This window comes from Bradyrhizobium sp. TM102 (assembly GCF_009176685.1).
GTDB lineage: Bacteria > Pseudomonadota > Alphaproteobacteria > Rhizobiales > Xanthobacteraceae > Bradyrhizobium > Bradyrhizobium ottawaense.
In genome coordinates this window covers 2,310,226-2,324,425 of record NZ_AP021855.1, presented here as the reverse complement: position 1 = coordinate 2,324,425, position 14,200 = coordinate 2,310,226, and the positions used below count along the sequence as shown (strand labels likewise).

The window sequence follows — 14,200 nt, the reverse complement described above, 5'->3', positions numbered from 1 at the left end:
CCCACGACGGGAGGCGATCACCTCCCCCGCCGGCTTAGTGACGGCCGATTGGGTGGAATTTGGGGCACGGAACCGGCTATCTCCTCCGAGTGCGAACTCTCACCGCACGCCTGGCGGCGCGACCGGACTTTGCGACGATTGGCCCCAGTCCTCGCGCGCGAACGGCTAAAATGGCAGCATCCGGTTCAACAATTCGAGCAGCGTGCGCTGCTCGGCCTCGCTGAGCGGCGCCAGCATCTTCCGATTATAGGGCTCCGTCAGCTTTGCACCCTCCGCAATGAGCTTTGCGCCCTTCGGCGTCAGCATGAGCTCGACGGCGCGGCGATCGGACTTCGAGCGGTTGCGCTTGATGAAGCCGGATGATTCCAGCTCGTTCAGGATCTTGATCAGGTTCGGCAGCCGCAGCCGCAGCAGGCCGGCGAGGCTGCTCGGCGGCACGCCGGGATTGTCGCGAATGACGGCGAAGATCGCATAGGTCGCGGGCGTCAGGCCCAAGGCGGCGAACTCCTCGTAGAAGCCCTCGAAGAATTTCAGCTGCGCCAGGCGCAGCATGAAGCCGGGGGTGCGCTGGAGCGCGCGCAGGTCCAGCGATTTCTCCGTCTGCTGAGCGGACTTTTGCGGAGCGGATTTGGCTCCGCTTAGAGGCTTCGGGCTCATGATTCTCAATCCCAGGGACGGCCGAATTGACACTCTCAAAAATAGCTATAAAATATAACTATTATTCAGCGGCACCAAGACCGCCTATGGGAGGGACACAATGAACAGCAAATTCCTGCACAAATTGTGCATTTTGGCCGCAACGCTCGCCACGGCGCCGGCGTTGGCCCAGGACGTCGTGAAGATCGGCATCCTGAACGACCAGTCGGGTCCGTTCGCGAGCTACCAGGGCATCGGCTCGGTCGTTGCCGCCAAAATGGCCGTCGAGGATTTTGGCGGAAAGGCCGCCGGCAAGCCGGTCGAGGTCGTCGCGGCCGACCACCAGAACAAGACCGACATCGGGATCGGCATCGCGCGGCGCTGGTACGAGAACGACAGCGTCGATGCGATCTTCGACCTCCCGAACTCGTCGATCGCGCTTGCGGTGGCCGGCATGAGCGCCGAGAAGAACAAGGTCTTCGTCGGATCGGGCGCCGGAACAGTGCTGCTGACCGGCGAGAAATGCACGCCGAACACCGTGCACTGGACCTACGACACCTATTCTTACGGCCGCGGTCTCGGCAAGGCGATCGTCCAGCAGGGCGGCAAGAAATGGTTCTTCATCACCGCCGACTACGCCTTCGGTCATGATCTGGAAAAGCAGGCTGCGGAGGCCGTGAAAGCGGCCGGTGGCGAGGTGCTCGGCAGCGTACGGCATCCCTTGGGAACGGCCGATTACGCCTCTTTCCTGCTACAGGCCCAGGCGTCGGGCGCGAACGTCGTCGGCTTCGCCAATGCCGGTGACGACACCATCACGTCGATGAAGCAGGCCGCCGAGTTCGGACTGACCAAGGACCACAAGCTGGTCGGATTGATCCTCGGCATGAACGGGCTTCCCGCACTGGGCCTGAAGTTTGCGCAAGGCGCGCAGATCATGAACCCGTTCTACTGGGATCTGAACGACGGCACGCGGGCCTTCGCAAAACGCTTCGCCGAACGGATTCCTTCGAAGGCCTATCCGAACGACATGCAGGCCGGCGTCTATGCCTCGGTCATTCACTATCTCAAAGCGGTCGACAAGGTCGGAGGCGCCAAGGATGGCAAGGCCGTCGTCGCCGCGATGAAGGAGATGCCGACCGACGATGTTCTGTTCGGCAAGGGCTATATCCGCAAGGACGGACGCAAGATCCACCCGCTCTACCTGTTGCAGGTCAAGTCGCCCGAGGAATCGACCTCGGCGTGGGATCTGCTGAAGGTCGTCGCCACCATCAAGGGCGAGGACGCGTTCCGCTCGGAGAGCGATGGCCAGTGCCCGCTCAGCAAACCATAGACGCGGAGCTGACCATGAGCGGCATCGCCTCCAGTCAGGTCGACCCGTTTGCGCCTGACTTCCTGTTGAACCCCTATCCTGCCTATGAAGCGCTACGCGCGCTCGGGCCCGTGTTCGCGCTGGAGCGTTACGGCGTGTGGGCGATGGCGGGCTATGGCGAGGTCGAGCCGGCCTTGAAGGACTGGAAGACGTTCATCAGTGGCGAGGGCGTCGGGCTCAACGGGATGAACCCTGCGCTGCCAAAGCCGCTGACGCTCCAGATCGATCCGCCCGATCACGACAAGGGCCGGCGGGTCCTCGGCCGCACGCTGTCTCCGGGCGTCGCGAGGAAGCTGCGCGAGACGTTTCAGCAGGAGGCGGAGAAGAAGGTCACGGAGCTGATCGACAAAGGCACGTTCGATGCCGTCACCGATCTTGCCGAAGCCTATCCGATGAAGGTGTTTCCGGATGCGATCGGCATCCGGGCGGACGGCCGCGAGAAGCTGCTGGCCTGGAGCACATTCGTGTTCGACAGCTTTGGCCCCGAGAACGAGATGCTAGCGGCTTCACGCAAGGAAGGCCTCGCCGCCCAGAGCTGGATCATGGACTGCTGCGCACGAGATGCGTTGCGGCCCGACAGCCTCGGCATGATGATCTACCAGGCAGCCGACGACGGCGAGATTACCGAGCACGAGGCGACGCATCTGGTGCGGCCGTTCCTCACGGCGGGGATCGACACCACCGTCAACGGCATCGGCAACACCCTGCTCGCGCTCGCCACCCATCCGGATGAATACCGCAAGCTCCACCACAGGCCGGAGTTGGCGCGCAACGCTTTCGAGGAAGGCCTGCGCTACGATTCACCGGTGCAGACGTTCTTTCGAACCACCTCGCGCGACGTCGAGATCGGCGGCGGCGTGATCCCGGCACACCGCAAGGTGCTGCTGTTCATGGCCTCCGCCAACCGCGATCCGGCCCGATGGGACGGAGCCGATCGCTTCGAGGTCGAACGGACCGCGACCGGCCATGTCGGCTTCGGCGCAGGCATCCACGCCTGCGTCGGTCAGATGATCGCGCGTCTGGAAGGCGAATTGATCTTCAGCGAGCTTGCGAGGCGCGTGAAGACCATCGAGCTCACGGCGGAGCCGAAACGCAGGCTCAACAATTCCCTGCGCGGGCTGGAGAGCATGCCGGTCCGCGTGACGCCCGCTTAGGCGGCATCACGCGGGGGAGGATGCGACGGCTCAGTTCCTTGCCGGCGCCGTTGCGGCCGCCGAGCGCGCCTGCCGCGGTGCGCCGGGTTCGGCGACCGGGACCGCCGCCGGCGCGCGCGAGCGCATGATGGCGGCGTCGATCTCGGCGATGACGCGGCGCTGGATCGCCTCGTTCTTGTCGATCGAGATATGGCCGACGCCGGTGCCGCGCACGTCGACATTGTCGAGCTTGCCGCGGAAACCGTCGGCACGCTTGACCGGCTCACCGGGGCCGTCGCCGATATAGATGTTGATGTAACGCTCCGCGCCGGTCGAGAGCTTGGTCTTGAACACGGAATCGAGGCCGATCGCGAGCTTCACGGGCACGCCCAGCCGGTTGAGTTTCGCGATCATGTCGGGCAGCGCGGTCGCGCCGGAGGAATGGCCGACCAGGACGATGGTCTTGAGCCGGCCGGCCTTGTAGGCGGTCGCGGCTTCATCGGCGAGCGAGGACCAGGAGACGAAGTTGGCGACCGTCACCGGGATGCCCTGCGCCTGGAGCCGGGCGCCGATCGTGTCGAGGCCGAGCGAGAAGATGTTGAGCACGCCGCGGAGCAGATAGACATGCGTGGTCGCGACCTGGGCTTGGCTCGGGGCCGCCCGGGCCGTGGTCGGGCTGATGGCAACAGCTGACAGCAGGAGCAGGCCCATCGCCCATGCACGGAGGGCGGACAATTGGCTGACGCCGGCGGTGTGACGGCCGTTCGGTCTCATCGATCTTTTCCCTGGGGACAATACGCTTTGCGATCGGTCGGAATCGTAGCCATGGCCTGCTCGCAGACGCAACAAAGAGCCGCGTGAATGGCAATCTTAGCCACAGCCCGTGACCATCGCGCAACACCTGCCCGAAACCTGCCACCGAAGGGCCTGTTTTGAGACCATTTTTCTCTCGCCAATTGCGGCCCGGCAAAGGCGTTCTTATCTCAGGGCTCCGCTGACCCGCTCTTCCCGGCAGGTTCCAGCCTCCCTCCCCAGACCTTGCCCCCTCAGCCTGACGGCCATCCATGTCCTCCATCATCTCCGTCGCCAACCTGTCGAAGACCTATGGGTCCGGCTTCAAGGCGCTCAAGAACATCAATCTCGACATCAAGCGGGGCGAGATTTTTGCGCTGCTCGGCCCGAACGGTGCCGGCAAGACCACGCTGATCTCGATCATCTGCGGCATCGCCAACCCCAGTGAAGGCAAGGTTCTGGTCGGCGGCGAGAACATCCAGACCTCCTACCGCAAGGCGCGCTCGCTGATCGGCCTCGTGCCCCAGGAATTGCACACCGACGCCTTCGAGAGCGTGTGGGCGACCGTGAGCTTCTCCCGCGGCCTGTTCGGCAAGCCCAAGAATCCTGATCACATCGAGAAGGTGCTGAAGGACCTCTCGCTGTGGGACAAGAAGGACAACAAGATCATCACGCTCTCCGGCGGCATGAAGCGTCGCGTGATGATCGCCAAAGCGCTATCGCACGAGCCGCAGATCCTGTTCCTGGACGAGCCCACTGCCGGCGTCGACGTCGAGCTGCGCAAGGGCATGTGGGAAGTGGTGCGCACCCTCCAGCAGTCCGGCGTCACCATCATCCTCACCACGCATTACATCGAGGAAGCCGAGGAGATGGCCGACCGCATCGGCGTCATCAACAAGGGCGAGATCGTGCTGATCGAGGACAAGGCGACGTTGATGCAGAAGCTCGGCAAGAAGCGGCTGACGCTGCATCTGCAGGGCAAGCTCGACGCGCTGCCGGAGAGCCTTGGGCATTACGAGTTGGAGCTCTGCGATGCCGGCGCGACGCTGGTCTACGATTACGACACCAAGGGCGAGCGCACCGGCATCACCAGCCTGCTCGGCGATCTCCGCACCGCCGGCATCCGCTTCAACGATCTCGACACGACGCAATCGTCGCTCGAGGACATCTTCGTCGATCTCGTGAGGACGTCATGAACCACCGCGCCATCCGCGCCATCTATCTGTTCGAAATGGCGCGCACCTGGCGCACGCTGCTGCAAAGCATCGTCTCGCCTGTGGTCTCCACTTCGCTCTATTTCGTGGTGTTCGGCGCCGCGATCGGCTCTCGCATCAGCCAGGTCGAGGGCGTCAGCTACGGCACCTTCATCGTGCCGGGCCTGATCATGCTTTCGGTGCTGACCCAGAGCATCGCCAACGCCTCGTTCGGCATCTACTTCCCGAAATTCACCGGCACGATCTACGAGATCCTGTCGGCACCGATCTCCTATTTCGAGATCGTGCTCGGCTATGTCGGCGCCGCCGCGACCAAGTCGATCATCTTGGGCCTGATCATCCTGGCGACCGCCGGATTATTCGTGCCGCTGCATATCCACCATCCGATCTGGATGCTGGCCTTCCTGGTGCTGACGGCAGTGACGTTCAGCCTGTTCGGCTTCATCATCGGCATCTGGGCCGACGGCTTCGAGAAGCTGCAGATGATCCCGATGCTGGTGGTGACGCCGTTGACCTTCCTCGGCGGCAGCTTCTATTCCATCGACATGCTGCCGCCCACCTGGCGCACGGTGGCGATGCTCAACCCGGTCGTCTATCTGATCTCCGGCTTCCGCTGGAGCTTTTACGAGATCGCGGACGTCAGCATGTCCGTCAGCGTCGGCATGACGACGGCGTTCCTGGTGATCTGTCTCGTCGTGATCTGGTGGATTTTTCGGACGGGGTATCGGCTGAAGAATTGACGCGACCTCACCGATAGCAATGGAAGCGGTGATAGCCGTCGTAATAGCCGTGGCAGCGGTGACGGTAGTGACGATGAGGAATGCCGAGCACACCCTCGACCGCACCAACGGCGCCGCCGACACCGGCACCGACGACGCCTCCGACCGCACCGCCCACGGGGCCGGCAATCCGGTTGCCCTCGTAAGAGCCTTCCTGGGCGCCGCGGACGATGCCCTGGGCGTGGCCGGCCTGCGGTAGCGACAACAGCGCGAGCAGGATGGCGGCGGCTGCGAACACCAGGCGGAAGGCTAAACCGGCCGGCGACGGCGCGGCGGCGATGCGGGCTTTGTTCATCTTCGATCCCAAACGGTGAATGGCGGCGAGCGCCGCCTGTCGAGGCAGGTGATCGTCAACGCACTGGGCGGCCAAATGGTTGCGCCTTTGTGACGAATTGTCGGCGTTATGAACGGCGCGCCGCTCGCGAAAATGTCAGCGCCACCGCGCGCGGCGCGGCACAAAGCGGCCTTGCTTACGCCCGGCGCCGCGTTAACGATGGGCGGGCAGGCCGCTGGAACGAAAGCCGGATTGCAGGCATATTGCACGTCGGGGACGGAGAGCCGCGGCGCCTAGCGTGAACAGGCCGGAGGCCAGGATTCAAATGCGTTTCCAGATGCGTTCATTTTTTATCGCTTTCACCTCACTGATGCTTTTGAGCGCAGGCAGCGCGCAGGCCAAGGTCGAGATCACCGTCGACAAGGACAATCAGCAGATGACCGTCGCGGTCGACGGCGTCGCGCGCTACCACTGGCCGGTGTCGACCGGCATCCCCTCGCGCGAAACGCCTAACGGCGCGTTCCGCGCCTTCCGGATGGAAGAGGATCACTACTCCAAGGAATTCGACGACGCGCCGATGCCGCACGCGATCTTCTTCACCAAGGTCGGCCACGCCATCCATGGCACCGACTCGGTCGGCCGTCTCGGCTCGCCGGCGTCCCACGGCTGCGTGCGGCTGTCGCGCCAGAATGCCTCGACACTCTATGCGCTGGTGCAGCAGCAGGGCGTGCTCAACACCACGGTGACGCTGACCGGCTCGGCGCAGGTGGCGCTGGCGCGCAATCCGCGCGGCCGCACCAACAATGCAGTCGCCCGCGCGCCGCAGCAGCCAGCCGAAGAGCAGTACGCGACCACGGGCGATCCCGTGAATCTGACGCCGCCGGCGCAGCCCGCCCGCCGTTACATGCCGCAGGACGACAATTACATCTATCCGGCCGACGGCAGCGACACCGGCGCCCGGTATCCGGCACCGCGCGGCACACGCCCGCTCTATGATGCGCAGGTTTACCAGCAGCAGCCGCGTCCCTATTACGACCAAGGCTCCGGCCAGCAGGGCTATTACTATCAACCGCAGCCGCGGCAGGTTTACCAGCCGCGCGGCTATTACTACCAGAACTGACGCGGCCGCAGCTCCGTCACCGTCGTCAGTCGTCAGCGCGAACAACAGGATAGCTATTCGAGGCACCATGCCGTCACGTGCCACGACCATTCTGACTGTGCTCTCAGTTCTGATAACGGGGCGGGTCATGGCCTTTGATATCGAGGCGCATCGCGGCGGGCGAGCGCTGTTGCCGGAAAACACCCTGCCGGCCTTCGCCAACGCGCTGTCGATGGGCGTGGACACGCTGGAGCTCGACGTCGGCGTGACCGCTGACGGCGAAGTCGTCGTCTCGCATGAGCGCGGGCTCAATCCGGATCTCGCGCGCAGTGCTGGCAGGACTTACATTGCTCCGCCCGGCACGCCCTTCGTAAAACTGCGGCTGGACGAGGTCAGGACCTATGACGTCGGCCAGATCCGGCCGGACAGTGCCTATGCGAAACAATTCCCCGACCAGCGCGCCGTGCCGGGGACACGCATTCCCACCCTGAGCGAGCTGTTCGCGCTGGTACGGAAATCCGGCAACTCGCGTGTGCGCCTTAACATCGAGACCAAGATCGATCCGAACCATCCGGACGAAACCCTCGATCCGCAAGCCTTTGTCGCGAAGCTGCTGGGATTGATCGAGGCCGAAATGTTTTCCGATAGGGTCATGATCCAATCCTTCGACTGGAGGACCCTGCAGCTCGTCCAGCAGCAGGCACCGAAGATACCGACGGTGTACCTGACGCTCCAGCGCGGCACAGGCCAGACAGTCGTGCTGGACAAAGCCACCAACTGGACGGCAGGCTTCAGCCCGGCCGAGCACGGCAGCTCGCTGCCACGGACGATCAAGGCGGCGGGCGGCGCAGTCTGGTCGCCCTATTTCGGCGATGTGACCTCCGCGCTGGTCGCGGAAGCCCACGAGCTCGGATTACGCGTCGTGGTGTGGACGGTCAACAAGCGCGAAGACATGGCGCGGATGATGGAGCTCGGCGTCGACGGGATCATTTCCGACAGGCCCGATCTGCTGCGCGAGGTTGCCGGCGAGAAGGGCATTGTGCTGCCGGCGGGGACGCCGATCGCGCCGTAACCGTCGGTCTCGTGTCCGGACGCGGTCAGCATGCAACGCTGCTCCGCAGAGCCGGGACCCAGAGCGCCGCGCCATCAGCCCCGGCTCTGCAGCGCACCGCTGAACTGGACGATGCTTCGCATCGCCAGGGAAGCGCTGCGCTGCGTCCGGGGATGGAGACGGGTGCCGCCCTACTCTCCATTCTTCAAACGCCGGTACAGGGCGCCCAGGATGTTGGAATAGTCGTCGGTCCAGACCCGTACCCTGTCGTCGGCTTCGGTCTGCTCCCAGACCTTGGAGGACGCGAGCCGACCGATGTCGGCCTCCTCGCGCGCGGAGATGACGACGTCGGTCGAGAAGATGTAGTCGCCATCACGCCCGGAATCCTCGTTGAAGACCCAGCTCTTGAGATCGTTGGCGTCCGCGATACCGACCACGACGGTCTCGAGATCGAGATGCCGGTTGGAGACGTGCATCACCACAGCCCCGTGCGGCGCGAGCTTGTCCTTGTAGATCTTCATCGCCTCTTCGGTGGCGAGATGAATCGGGATCGCATCCGACGAATAGGCATCGACGATGATGAGGTCGTAGGCTCCATCGGGCTCCTTTGCGAAGGTGAGGCGCGCATCGCCGATCACCGGCTTCATGTCCGGCAGACAACTCGAGATGTAGCGGAAATTTTGGGGGTCACGCGCGGCATCCACCATCGACTGGTCGATCTCGAAAAATTTCCAGTCCTCGCCAGGTTCGGCGGCGCAGGCGAGCGTGCCCGATCCGACGCCGATCGCGGCGACCTTGAGCGGCGCGCCCTTGCGCTCGCGGATCGCGCTGACGGCCTGACCGATGCCGCCGTCCTTGTGATAATAGGTGATCGGCTCGGGCCGGCCGGTGACCGGCGTGCCGTCATTGTTGCGGAAGCGCTCGGCACCGTGGATGGTGGTGCCGTGCATCAGCACGTGGAAATAGCCGCCGGGCGTCACCACGATCTTGTGCACGCCGAAGAAGCTGCGCACCGTCGTGACCCGGCCTTCGTCCGCCGGATAGACGCGGATCAACGCCAACGCGAGTGCGACGGTGGCGAAGATCTTCCAGCGGCCGGCATTGAGCGCCAGAGCGAGCAGCGCGGCGAGCCCGCCGACGGCGCCGGCGACCCAGACGCGGTGATCCTCCAACCAGGTCGTGAGGCCGCCGGTGGTGTAGGACGGCGCAACCAGCGCCATCGCGAGCGCGGCGAGCACCAGCCAGTACCATTTGACGATGCCGGCGAGACGCTCGTTCGCGGACGGCCGGCACAGCGCGGCGAGCGCGATCAGGATCGGGTATTCGGCGATCCACGAGAAGGTGAAGGGAGCAACGAGGCCAGCAAAGAGACCGCCGACCATACCGCCGAACGACAATGCTACATAGAAGCCGGTGAGATATCTGGCCGCCGGCCGGGTCCGCGCCAGCTCGCCGTGGCAGGCCATGGCAATGACGAAGAAGCAGAGTTGGTGGCCACCGAGTGTCAGCAGCAAATTCTGCTCGCCGCCGAAGGCGAGCAGGACGATGACGCCCGCGATCGCGACCGGCTGCAGCATCAGCATCCATTTGTGCGGCAGCAGCGGTCGCGACTGGAACACCACGACCCAGGTGAGCAGGTACAGCGACAGTGGCAGCACCCACAGCAGCGGCGCCGCCGCGACGTCGGTCGAGATGTGCGCGGTGACGGCGATGAGCAGACCCGAAGGCACCGCGGCGAGGAAGATCCAGCGCAGCCGCGTCACGATATCAGGCGCTGGCGCATTGATCTCCTCGGTCCGCGCATCGGCCATTGCGAGCTTCGGCGAGCGCAACAACAGCACGCCACAGGCGGCGATCAGGAGGATCAGCAGGCCATAACCACCGGTCCAGAACCGGTTCTGCGTGTGCAGCGTGAACATCGGCTCGAGCAGGAACGGATAGGACAACAGCGCGAGGAAGCTGCCGATGTTGGAGGAAGCGTAGAGGAAGTAGGGATCGTGCCCAGCGGGATGGCCGGTGCGGACGAACCAGGCCTGCAGCAGCGGATTGTTGGCGGCGAGCGCAAAGAACGGCAGGCCGATCGAAACCACGAACAGGCCGAGCAGCCAGAACGCATAGCCCGAAGCGGGCGGCTCGCCATAGGCGGACGCTATTCCGAGCGGCAGCGTGGCGAAGGCCAGCACCAGCAATACCAGATGCACGGCCACCGGCACGACGCGGCTCCTCGCCTGCATCAACAGATGCGCATAGGCGTAGCCCGCCAGCAGCAGCGACTGGAAGAACACCATCGCCACCGACCACACCGCCGGCGAGCCGCCGAGCCGCGGCAGCACCATCTTCGTGAACAGCGGCTGCACCGAGAATAGCAGCAGCGCGCTGACAAAGATCGCAGCGGTGTAGACCGTCAGCAGCAACCGGTTGCGCGAGGACGACGGCTGCTCCGTGGCGGCAGGTTGCACGATCGAATCCATGGAAGCTCCAGCCTACATTCCCCGGCGGGCGCCGGACGCGCGCAATGGAGCACAAGGCGCCTGAACGGGCAATAAAGGCGCTCGTGATGTTGCAGCGAGGAATGCTTGATATAGAGATGTCGTTCCGGGGCGATGCGAAGCATCGAACCCGGAACCTCGATATTCTCCGGTGCGGAGCCCGCACCATAGTTCGCGCTTCGCGCGCCCCGGAAAGACACCAGGGAATCATGAGCGAAACCGACGTCCTCATCATCGGCGCGGGGCATAACGGCCTCACCTGCGCGGCCTATCTCGCGAGCGCAGGCCTGCGCGTGCGCGTGGTCGAGCGCCGCAAGGTGGTCGGCGGCGCCGCGGTCACGGAGGAGTTTCACCCCGGATTCCGCAATTCGGTCGCGGCCTACACTGTGAGCCTGCTCAATCCGCAAGTGATCCGCGACCTCAAGCTCGCCGAGCAGGGCCTCCGGATCGTCGAACGGCGCGCCCAGAACTTTCTGCCCTCGCCGGATGCCAGCTATCTCCTCACCGGCGAAGGGCGGACGAAGGCATCAGTCGCGCGGCTGAGCGCGCATGACGCAGACGCGCTCGACGGATTTTCGCGCGAGCTGGAGGACATCGCCGACGTGCTGCGGCAGTTCGTGCTCCGCGCGCCGCCGAACCTCGTCGACGGCTTTGGCGCGGCAGCCGTTCGCGAAGGCGTCAACGCCTGGAAGACGGCCAACATCCTGCGCGGTCTCACGCTGGAACAGAGCCGCAGCCTGCTTGATCTCTTCACCCGCTCGGCCGGCGAGATGCTGGACGAGCGCTTCGAGCATGATCTGGTCAAGGCCCTGTTCGGCTTCGACGCCATCGTCGGCAACTATGCCAGCCCCTACGCCGCCGGCTCAGCCTATGTGATGCTGCATCACGCCTTCGGCGAGGTGAACGGCAAGAAGGGGGTCTGGGGTCACGCCATCGGCGGCATGGGCGCGATCGCGCAGGCGATGGCGCGCGCGGCACAGGGCCGCGGGGTCGTGATCGAAACGGATGCCGGCGTCCGCGAGATCATCGTCGAGCGCGACCGCGCCGTCGGCGTCGTGCTGGAGAACGGCACGGCCATCCGCGCCAAATATGTCGCAGCCAATGTCAATCCAAAGCTGCTCTACACGCGGCTGGTCGCGGCCGACGCGCTTCCTGCGGACTTCCTCGGCCGCATCCGGCACTGGAAGAATGGCTCCGGCACCTTCCGCATGAACGTTGCGCTGGACCGCCTGCCCTCCTTCACGGCGCTGCCCGGCGAGGGCGATCATCTCAGCTCCGGCATCATCCTGGCGCCAAGCCTCGGCTACATGGACCGCGCCTGGCTCGATGCGCGGGCGCAGGGCTGGAGCCGGGAACCAGTCGTCGAGATGCTGATCCCCTCGACCCTCGACGACACGTTGGCCCCAGCTGGAAAGCACGTCGCCAGCCTGTTCTGCCAGCACGTCGCACCGGAGCTTCCCGATGGAAAGTCGTGGGACGACCATCGCGACGAGGTCGCCGATCTCATGATCGCGACGGTGGACAAATACGCGCCTGGTTTTGCGGCGAGCGTGCTGGGCCGCCAGATCCTGTCCCCGCTCGATCTCGAACGGCAGTTCGGCCTCCTCGGCGGCGATATCTTCCATGGCGCGCTGACCTTGAACCAGTTGTTCTCGGCGCGGCCGATGCTTGGCCATGCCGATTATCGCGGGCCGTTGAAGGGCCTCTATCATTGCGGCTCCGGCGCCCACCCCGGCGGCGGCGTCACCGGTGCTCCCGGCCATAACGCCGCGCAGGCGATCTTGAGAGATCACAGGTCGCTGTTCGGAAGCCGTGGATAGGTCTGTGGATGAGCTGTGGACTGGCTGCTGAATGGCCTGTGGTCAGACAGAGGATACATGGGCCAGAACGTCGGGACCGAACTTGGGGAAAGCCGGTTGGACAATCGTGGGACAAGCGGGTGGACGGCGTCCCGGCAGGCGGTGGACAATTTGTGAAGAGCACTGAGAACGCTCGTCCGGAAACGACCTCGCCCGCCAGGGGTATCCCCTCGCGGGCGATGATCAGGAATAGCCTCAAAGAAAAATAGCCCCCGCTGGGAAATGGAGGCGGAAATTACTTCAAGGAGCTGCTAATCGAAGTGAACTTGTCGTTCAGGGTGACGCCCAGGCTGTTCACCACGGTGATGATCGCCAGAGCGATACCTGCGGCAATCAGGCCGTACTCGATCGCGGTTGCACCGGACTCGTCCGACCAGAACTTTTGAACCATGCGCTTCAAGACTCGTCTCCGTTTCAATTCCAAGCTGTGTTGGTTGGCTTCGACATCCGCAAAGATACGGGGCGCAACCTACAGCCCGGTTAACCGGGGAACCGCAACTTATGCGGAAAATTGGCGACAAAAGTTCCAAAAATTGAACTCAACGGAACCCTGAATGCAGCCTTCTCCCACCCATCGCGCCAGCTTTTCGATCGGCAGCGAGGCCGACGCCAGGCGCGTCGTCGACGTGCTCACCGAGGTGTTTTTCGACGGCGATGCGGCGGTTGCCGCCTTCGAGCGGCCGGACGGACCATGGGACGTCACGCTCCATTTCGCCGAGGCGCCCGACCAGGCTTGGCTGCGCGAACTCGTTGCAACTTCAGCAGGAAATGCGATCGCCGCGACGCTTCTCTTCGACACCGTCGAGGCCAAGGACTGGGTCAAGGCCAGCCTGGAAGATCTCGTCCCGGTCCCGGCCGGGCGCTTCGTCGTGCACGGCAGCCATGACCGCGATCGTGTGGCGCCGAACAAGCTCGCGATCGAGATCGAGGCGGCGCTTGCCTTCGGCACTGGCCACCACGGCACCACCCGTGGCTGTTTACTGCTGCTTGACCATGTCCTTAAGAGTTCCCGTCCGAGGAACCTGCTCGACCTCGGCACCGGAACCGGCGTACTCGGCATCGCGGCCGCCAAGGCCCTGCATCGCGCGGTGCTCGCCTCCGACATCGACCCGCCGTCGGTGCGGGTGGCGGCCGAGAACGCGGTAATGAACGAGGTCGGCAACCAGGTCCGGGTCATCCGCGCGACCGGCTTCGCCGCCCCGGATTTCGGAAAGGCCGGTCCGTTCGACCTGGTGCTGGCCAACATCCTCGCCAACCCGCTCAGGCAATTGGCGGGCCCGATGGCGCGGCATCTCGCGCCCGGCGGACGCGTCATCCTCTCCGGCCTGTTGACACACCAGGCCCCCGCCGTGATCGCCGCTTACCGCGCGCGCGGCCTCGTGCCGTTGAAGCATCTGCGGATCGAGGGGTGGAGCAGCCTGTTGCTGCGGAAGGTGGATTGAGCGAAGCGCCGTAGGGTGGGCAAAGCGCAAGCGTGCCCACCATCTCGCCCTCGAATAGAAGAT

The 14,200-nt window shown here is 64.5% G+C and carries 13 protein-coding genes; 8 read left to right on the top strand and 5 right to left on the bottom strand.

The genetic code is table 11. The features are described 5' to 3' along the window. Positions 1-165 precede the first annotated feature (165 nt). A complete protein-coding gene (locus tag GDN70_RS10935; protein WP_152102507.1) occupies positions 166-657 on the bottom strand; it encodes a MarR family winged helix-turn-helix transcriptional regulator in 492 nt (163 codons plus the stop codon). 100 nt (positions 658-757) lie between these two features. Here GDN70_RS10935 and GDN70_RS10930 point away from each other — a divergent pair, with 100 nt between their 5' ends. Then, positions 758-1,966 carry an ABC transporter substrate-binding protein gene (locus GDN70_RS10930; protein ID WP_028145507.1) on the top strand — a complete coding sequence of 403 codons (1,209 nt, stop codon included), beginning with the start codon at positions 758-760 and terminating at the stop codon, positions 1,964-1,966. A gap of 14 nt (positions 1,967-1,980) precedes the next feature. Then, positions 1,981-3,159, top strand: coding sequence for a cytochrome P450 (locus GDN70_RS10925; RefSeq protein WP_097668403.1), 1,179 nt, complete (start codon positions 1,981-1,983; stop codon positions 3,157-3,159). Between the two features lie 30 nt (positions 3,160-3,189). Here GDN70_RS10925 and GDN70_RS10920 read toward each other — a convergent pair whose 3' ends face one another. Then, on the bottom strand, positions 3,190-3,912 hold the full coding sequence (locus GDN70_RS10920; protein WP_152102506.1) for a hypothetical protein: 723 nt from the start codon (positions 3,910-3,912) through the stop codon (positions 3,190-3,192). Between the two features lie 290 nt (positions 3,913-4,202). Between GDN70_RS10920 and GDN70_RS10915 the strand changes: the two genes are divergently transcribed. Together GDN70_RS10915 and GDN70_RS10910 are read left to right on the top strand one after the other, a co-directional pair. Then, the gene (locus tag GDN70_RS10915; RefSeq protein WP_028145510.1) at positions 4,203-5,126 is read left to right on the top strand and encodes an ABC transporter ATP-binding protein; all 924 of its coding nucleotides are present in this window, start codon (positions 4,203-4,205) and stop codon (positions 5,124-5,126) included. Next, positions 5,123-5,884, top strand: a complete 762-nt coding sequence (locus GDN70_RS10910; RefSeq protein ID WP_028145511.1) for an ABC transporter permease — start codon at positions 5,123-5,125, stop codon at positions 5,882-5,884. The genes GDN70_RS10915 and GDN70_RS10910 overlap by 4 nt, the downstream gene beginning before the upstream one ends. 7 nt (positions 5,885-5,891) lie before the next feature. Here GDN70_RS10910 and GDN70_RS10905 read toward each other — a convergent pair whose 3' ends face one another. Continuing rightward, positions 5,892-6,218 carry a hypothetical protein gene (locus tag GDN70_RS10905; protein WP_028145512.1) on the bottom strand — a complete coding sequence of 109 codons (327 nt, stop codon included), beginning with the start codon at positions 6,216-6,218 and terminating at the stop codon, positions 5,892-5,894. A gap of 304 nt (positions 6,219-6,522) precedes the next feature. Here GDN70_RS10905 and GDN70_RS10895 point away from each other — a divergent pair, with 304 nt between their 5' ends. Both GDN70_RS10895 and GDN70_RS10890 read left to right on the top strand, forming a co-directional pair. Next, on the top strand, positions 6,523-7,317 hold the full coding sequence (locus GDN70_RS10895; protein ID WP_173015782.1) for a L,D-transpeptidase: 795 nt from the start codon (positions 6,523-6,525) through the stop codon (positions 7,315-7,317). Positions 7,318-7,384: 67 nt separating this feature from the next. Further along, a complete protein-coding gene (locus tag GDN70_RS10890) occupies positions 7,385-8,368 on the top strand; it encodes a glycerophosphodiester phosphodiesterase (RefSeq protein WP_095426079.1) in 984 nt (327 codons plus the stop codon). Between the two features lie 170 nt (positions 8,369-8,538). Here GDN70_RS10890 and GDN70_RS10885 read toward each other — a convergent pair whose 3' ends face one another. Beyond that, on the bottom strand, positions 8,539-10,818 hold the full coding sequence (locus tag GDN70_RS10885) for a spermidine synthase (RefSeq protein WP_152102505.1): 2,280 nt from the start codon (positions 10,816-10,818) through the stop codon (positions 8,539-8,541). A 227-nt stretch (positions 10,819-11,045) separates the two neighbouring features. Here GDN70_RS10885 and GDN70_RS10880 point away from each other — a divergent pair, with 227 nt between their 5' ends. Beyond that, complete coding sequence (locus GDN70_RS10880) at positions 11,046-12,656, top strand: NAD(P)/FAD-dependent oxidoreductase (RefSeq protein WP_028145516.1); 1,611 nt, start codon at positions 11,046-11,048, stop codon at positions 12,654-12,656. Between the two features lie 274 nt (positions 12,657-12,930). Here GDN70_RS10880 and GDN70_RS10875 read toward each other — a convergent pair whose 3' ends face one another. Then, positions 12,931-13,086 (bottom strand): Flp family type IVb pilin, encoded by a 156-nt coding sequence (locus GDN70_RS10875; RefSeq protein WP_018322539.1) that lies wholly within the window; start codon positions 13,084-13,086, stop codon positions 12,931-12,933. A 163-nt stretch (positions 13,087-13,249) separates the two neighbouring features. On the opposite strand from GDN70_RS10875, the gene GDN70_RS10870 reads away from it, so the two are divergent. Further along, positions 13,250-14,137: a 50S ribosomal protein L11 methyltransferase gene (locus GDN70_RS10870; protein ID WP_028145517.1), complete on the top strand. Its 888-nt coding sequence runs from the start codon at positions 13,250-13,252 to the stop codon at positions 14,135-14,137. Positions 14,138-14,200: the final 63 nt, after the last annotated feature.

What these genes read in the sequence shown, in the direction of transcription:
- GDN70_RS10935 (WP_152102507.1), bottom strand. Translation starts at nt 657, where the DNA reads ATGAGCCCGAAGCCTCTAAGCGGAGCCAAATCCGCTCCGCAAAAGTCC.
- GDN70_RS10930 (WP_028145507.1), top strand. Translation starts at nt 758, where the DNA reads ATGAACAGCAAATTCCTGCACAAATTGTGCATTTTGGCCGCAACGCTC.
- GDN70_RS10925 (WP_097668403.1), top strand. Translation starts at nt 1,981, where the DNA reads ATGAGCGGCATCGCCTCCAGTCAGGTCGACCCGTTTGCGCCTGACTTC.
- GDN70_RS10920 (WP_152102506.1), bottom strand. Translation starts at nt 3,912, where the DNA reads ATGAGACCGAACGGCCGTCACACCGCCGGCGTCAGCCAATTGTCCGCC.
- GDN70_RS10915 (WP_028145510.1), top strand. Translation starts at nt 4,203, where the DNA reads ATGTCCTCCATCATCTCCGTCGCCAACCTGTCGAAGACCTATGGGTCC.
- GDN70_RS10910 (WP_028145511.1), top strand. Translation starts at nt 5,123, where the DNA reads ATGAACCACCGCGCCATCCGCGCCATCTATCTGTTCGAAATGGCGCGC.
- GDN70_RS10905 (WP_028145512.1), bottom strand. Translation starts at nt 6,218, where the DNA reads ATGAACAAAGCCCGCATCGCCGCCGCGCCGTCGCCGGCCGGTTTAGCC.
- GDN70_RS10895 (WP_173015782.1), top strand. Translation starts at nt 6,523, where the DNA reads ATGCGTTTCCAGATGCGTTCATTTTTTATCGCTTTCACCTCACTGATG.
- GDN70_RS10890 (WP_095426079.1), top strand. Translation starts at nt 7,385, where the DNA reads ATGCCGTCACGTGCCACGACCATTCTGACTGTGCTCTCAGTTCTGATA.
- GDN70_RS10885 (WP_152102505.1), bottom strand. Translation starts at nt 10,818, where the DNA reads ATGGATTCGATCGTGCAACCTGCCGCCACGGAGCAGCCGTCGTCCTCG.
- GDN70_RS10880 (WP_028145516.1), top strand. Translation starts at nt 11,046, where the DNA reads ATGAGCGAAACCGACGTCCTCATCATCGGCGCGGGGCATAACGGCCTC.
- GDN70_RS10875 (WP_018322539.1), bottom strand. Translation starts at nt 13,086, where the DNA reads ATGGTTCAAAAGTTCTGGTCGGACGAGTCCGGTGCAACCGCGATCGAG.
- GDN70_RS10870 (WP_028145517.1), top strand. Translation starts at nt 13,250, where the DNA reads ATGCAGCCTTCTCCCACCCATCGCGCCAGCTTTTCGATCGGCAGCGAG.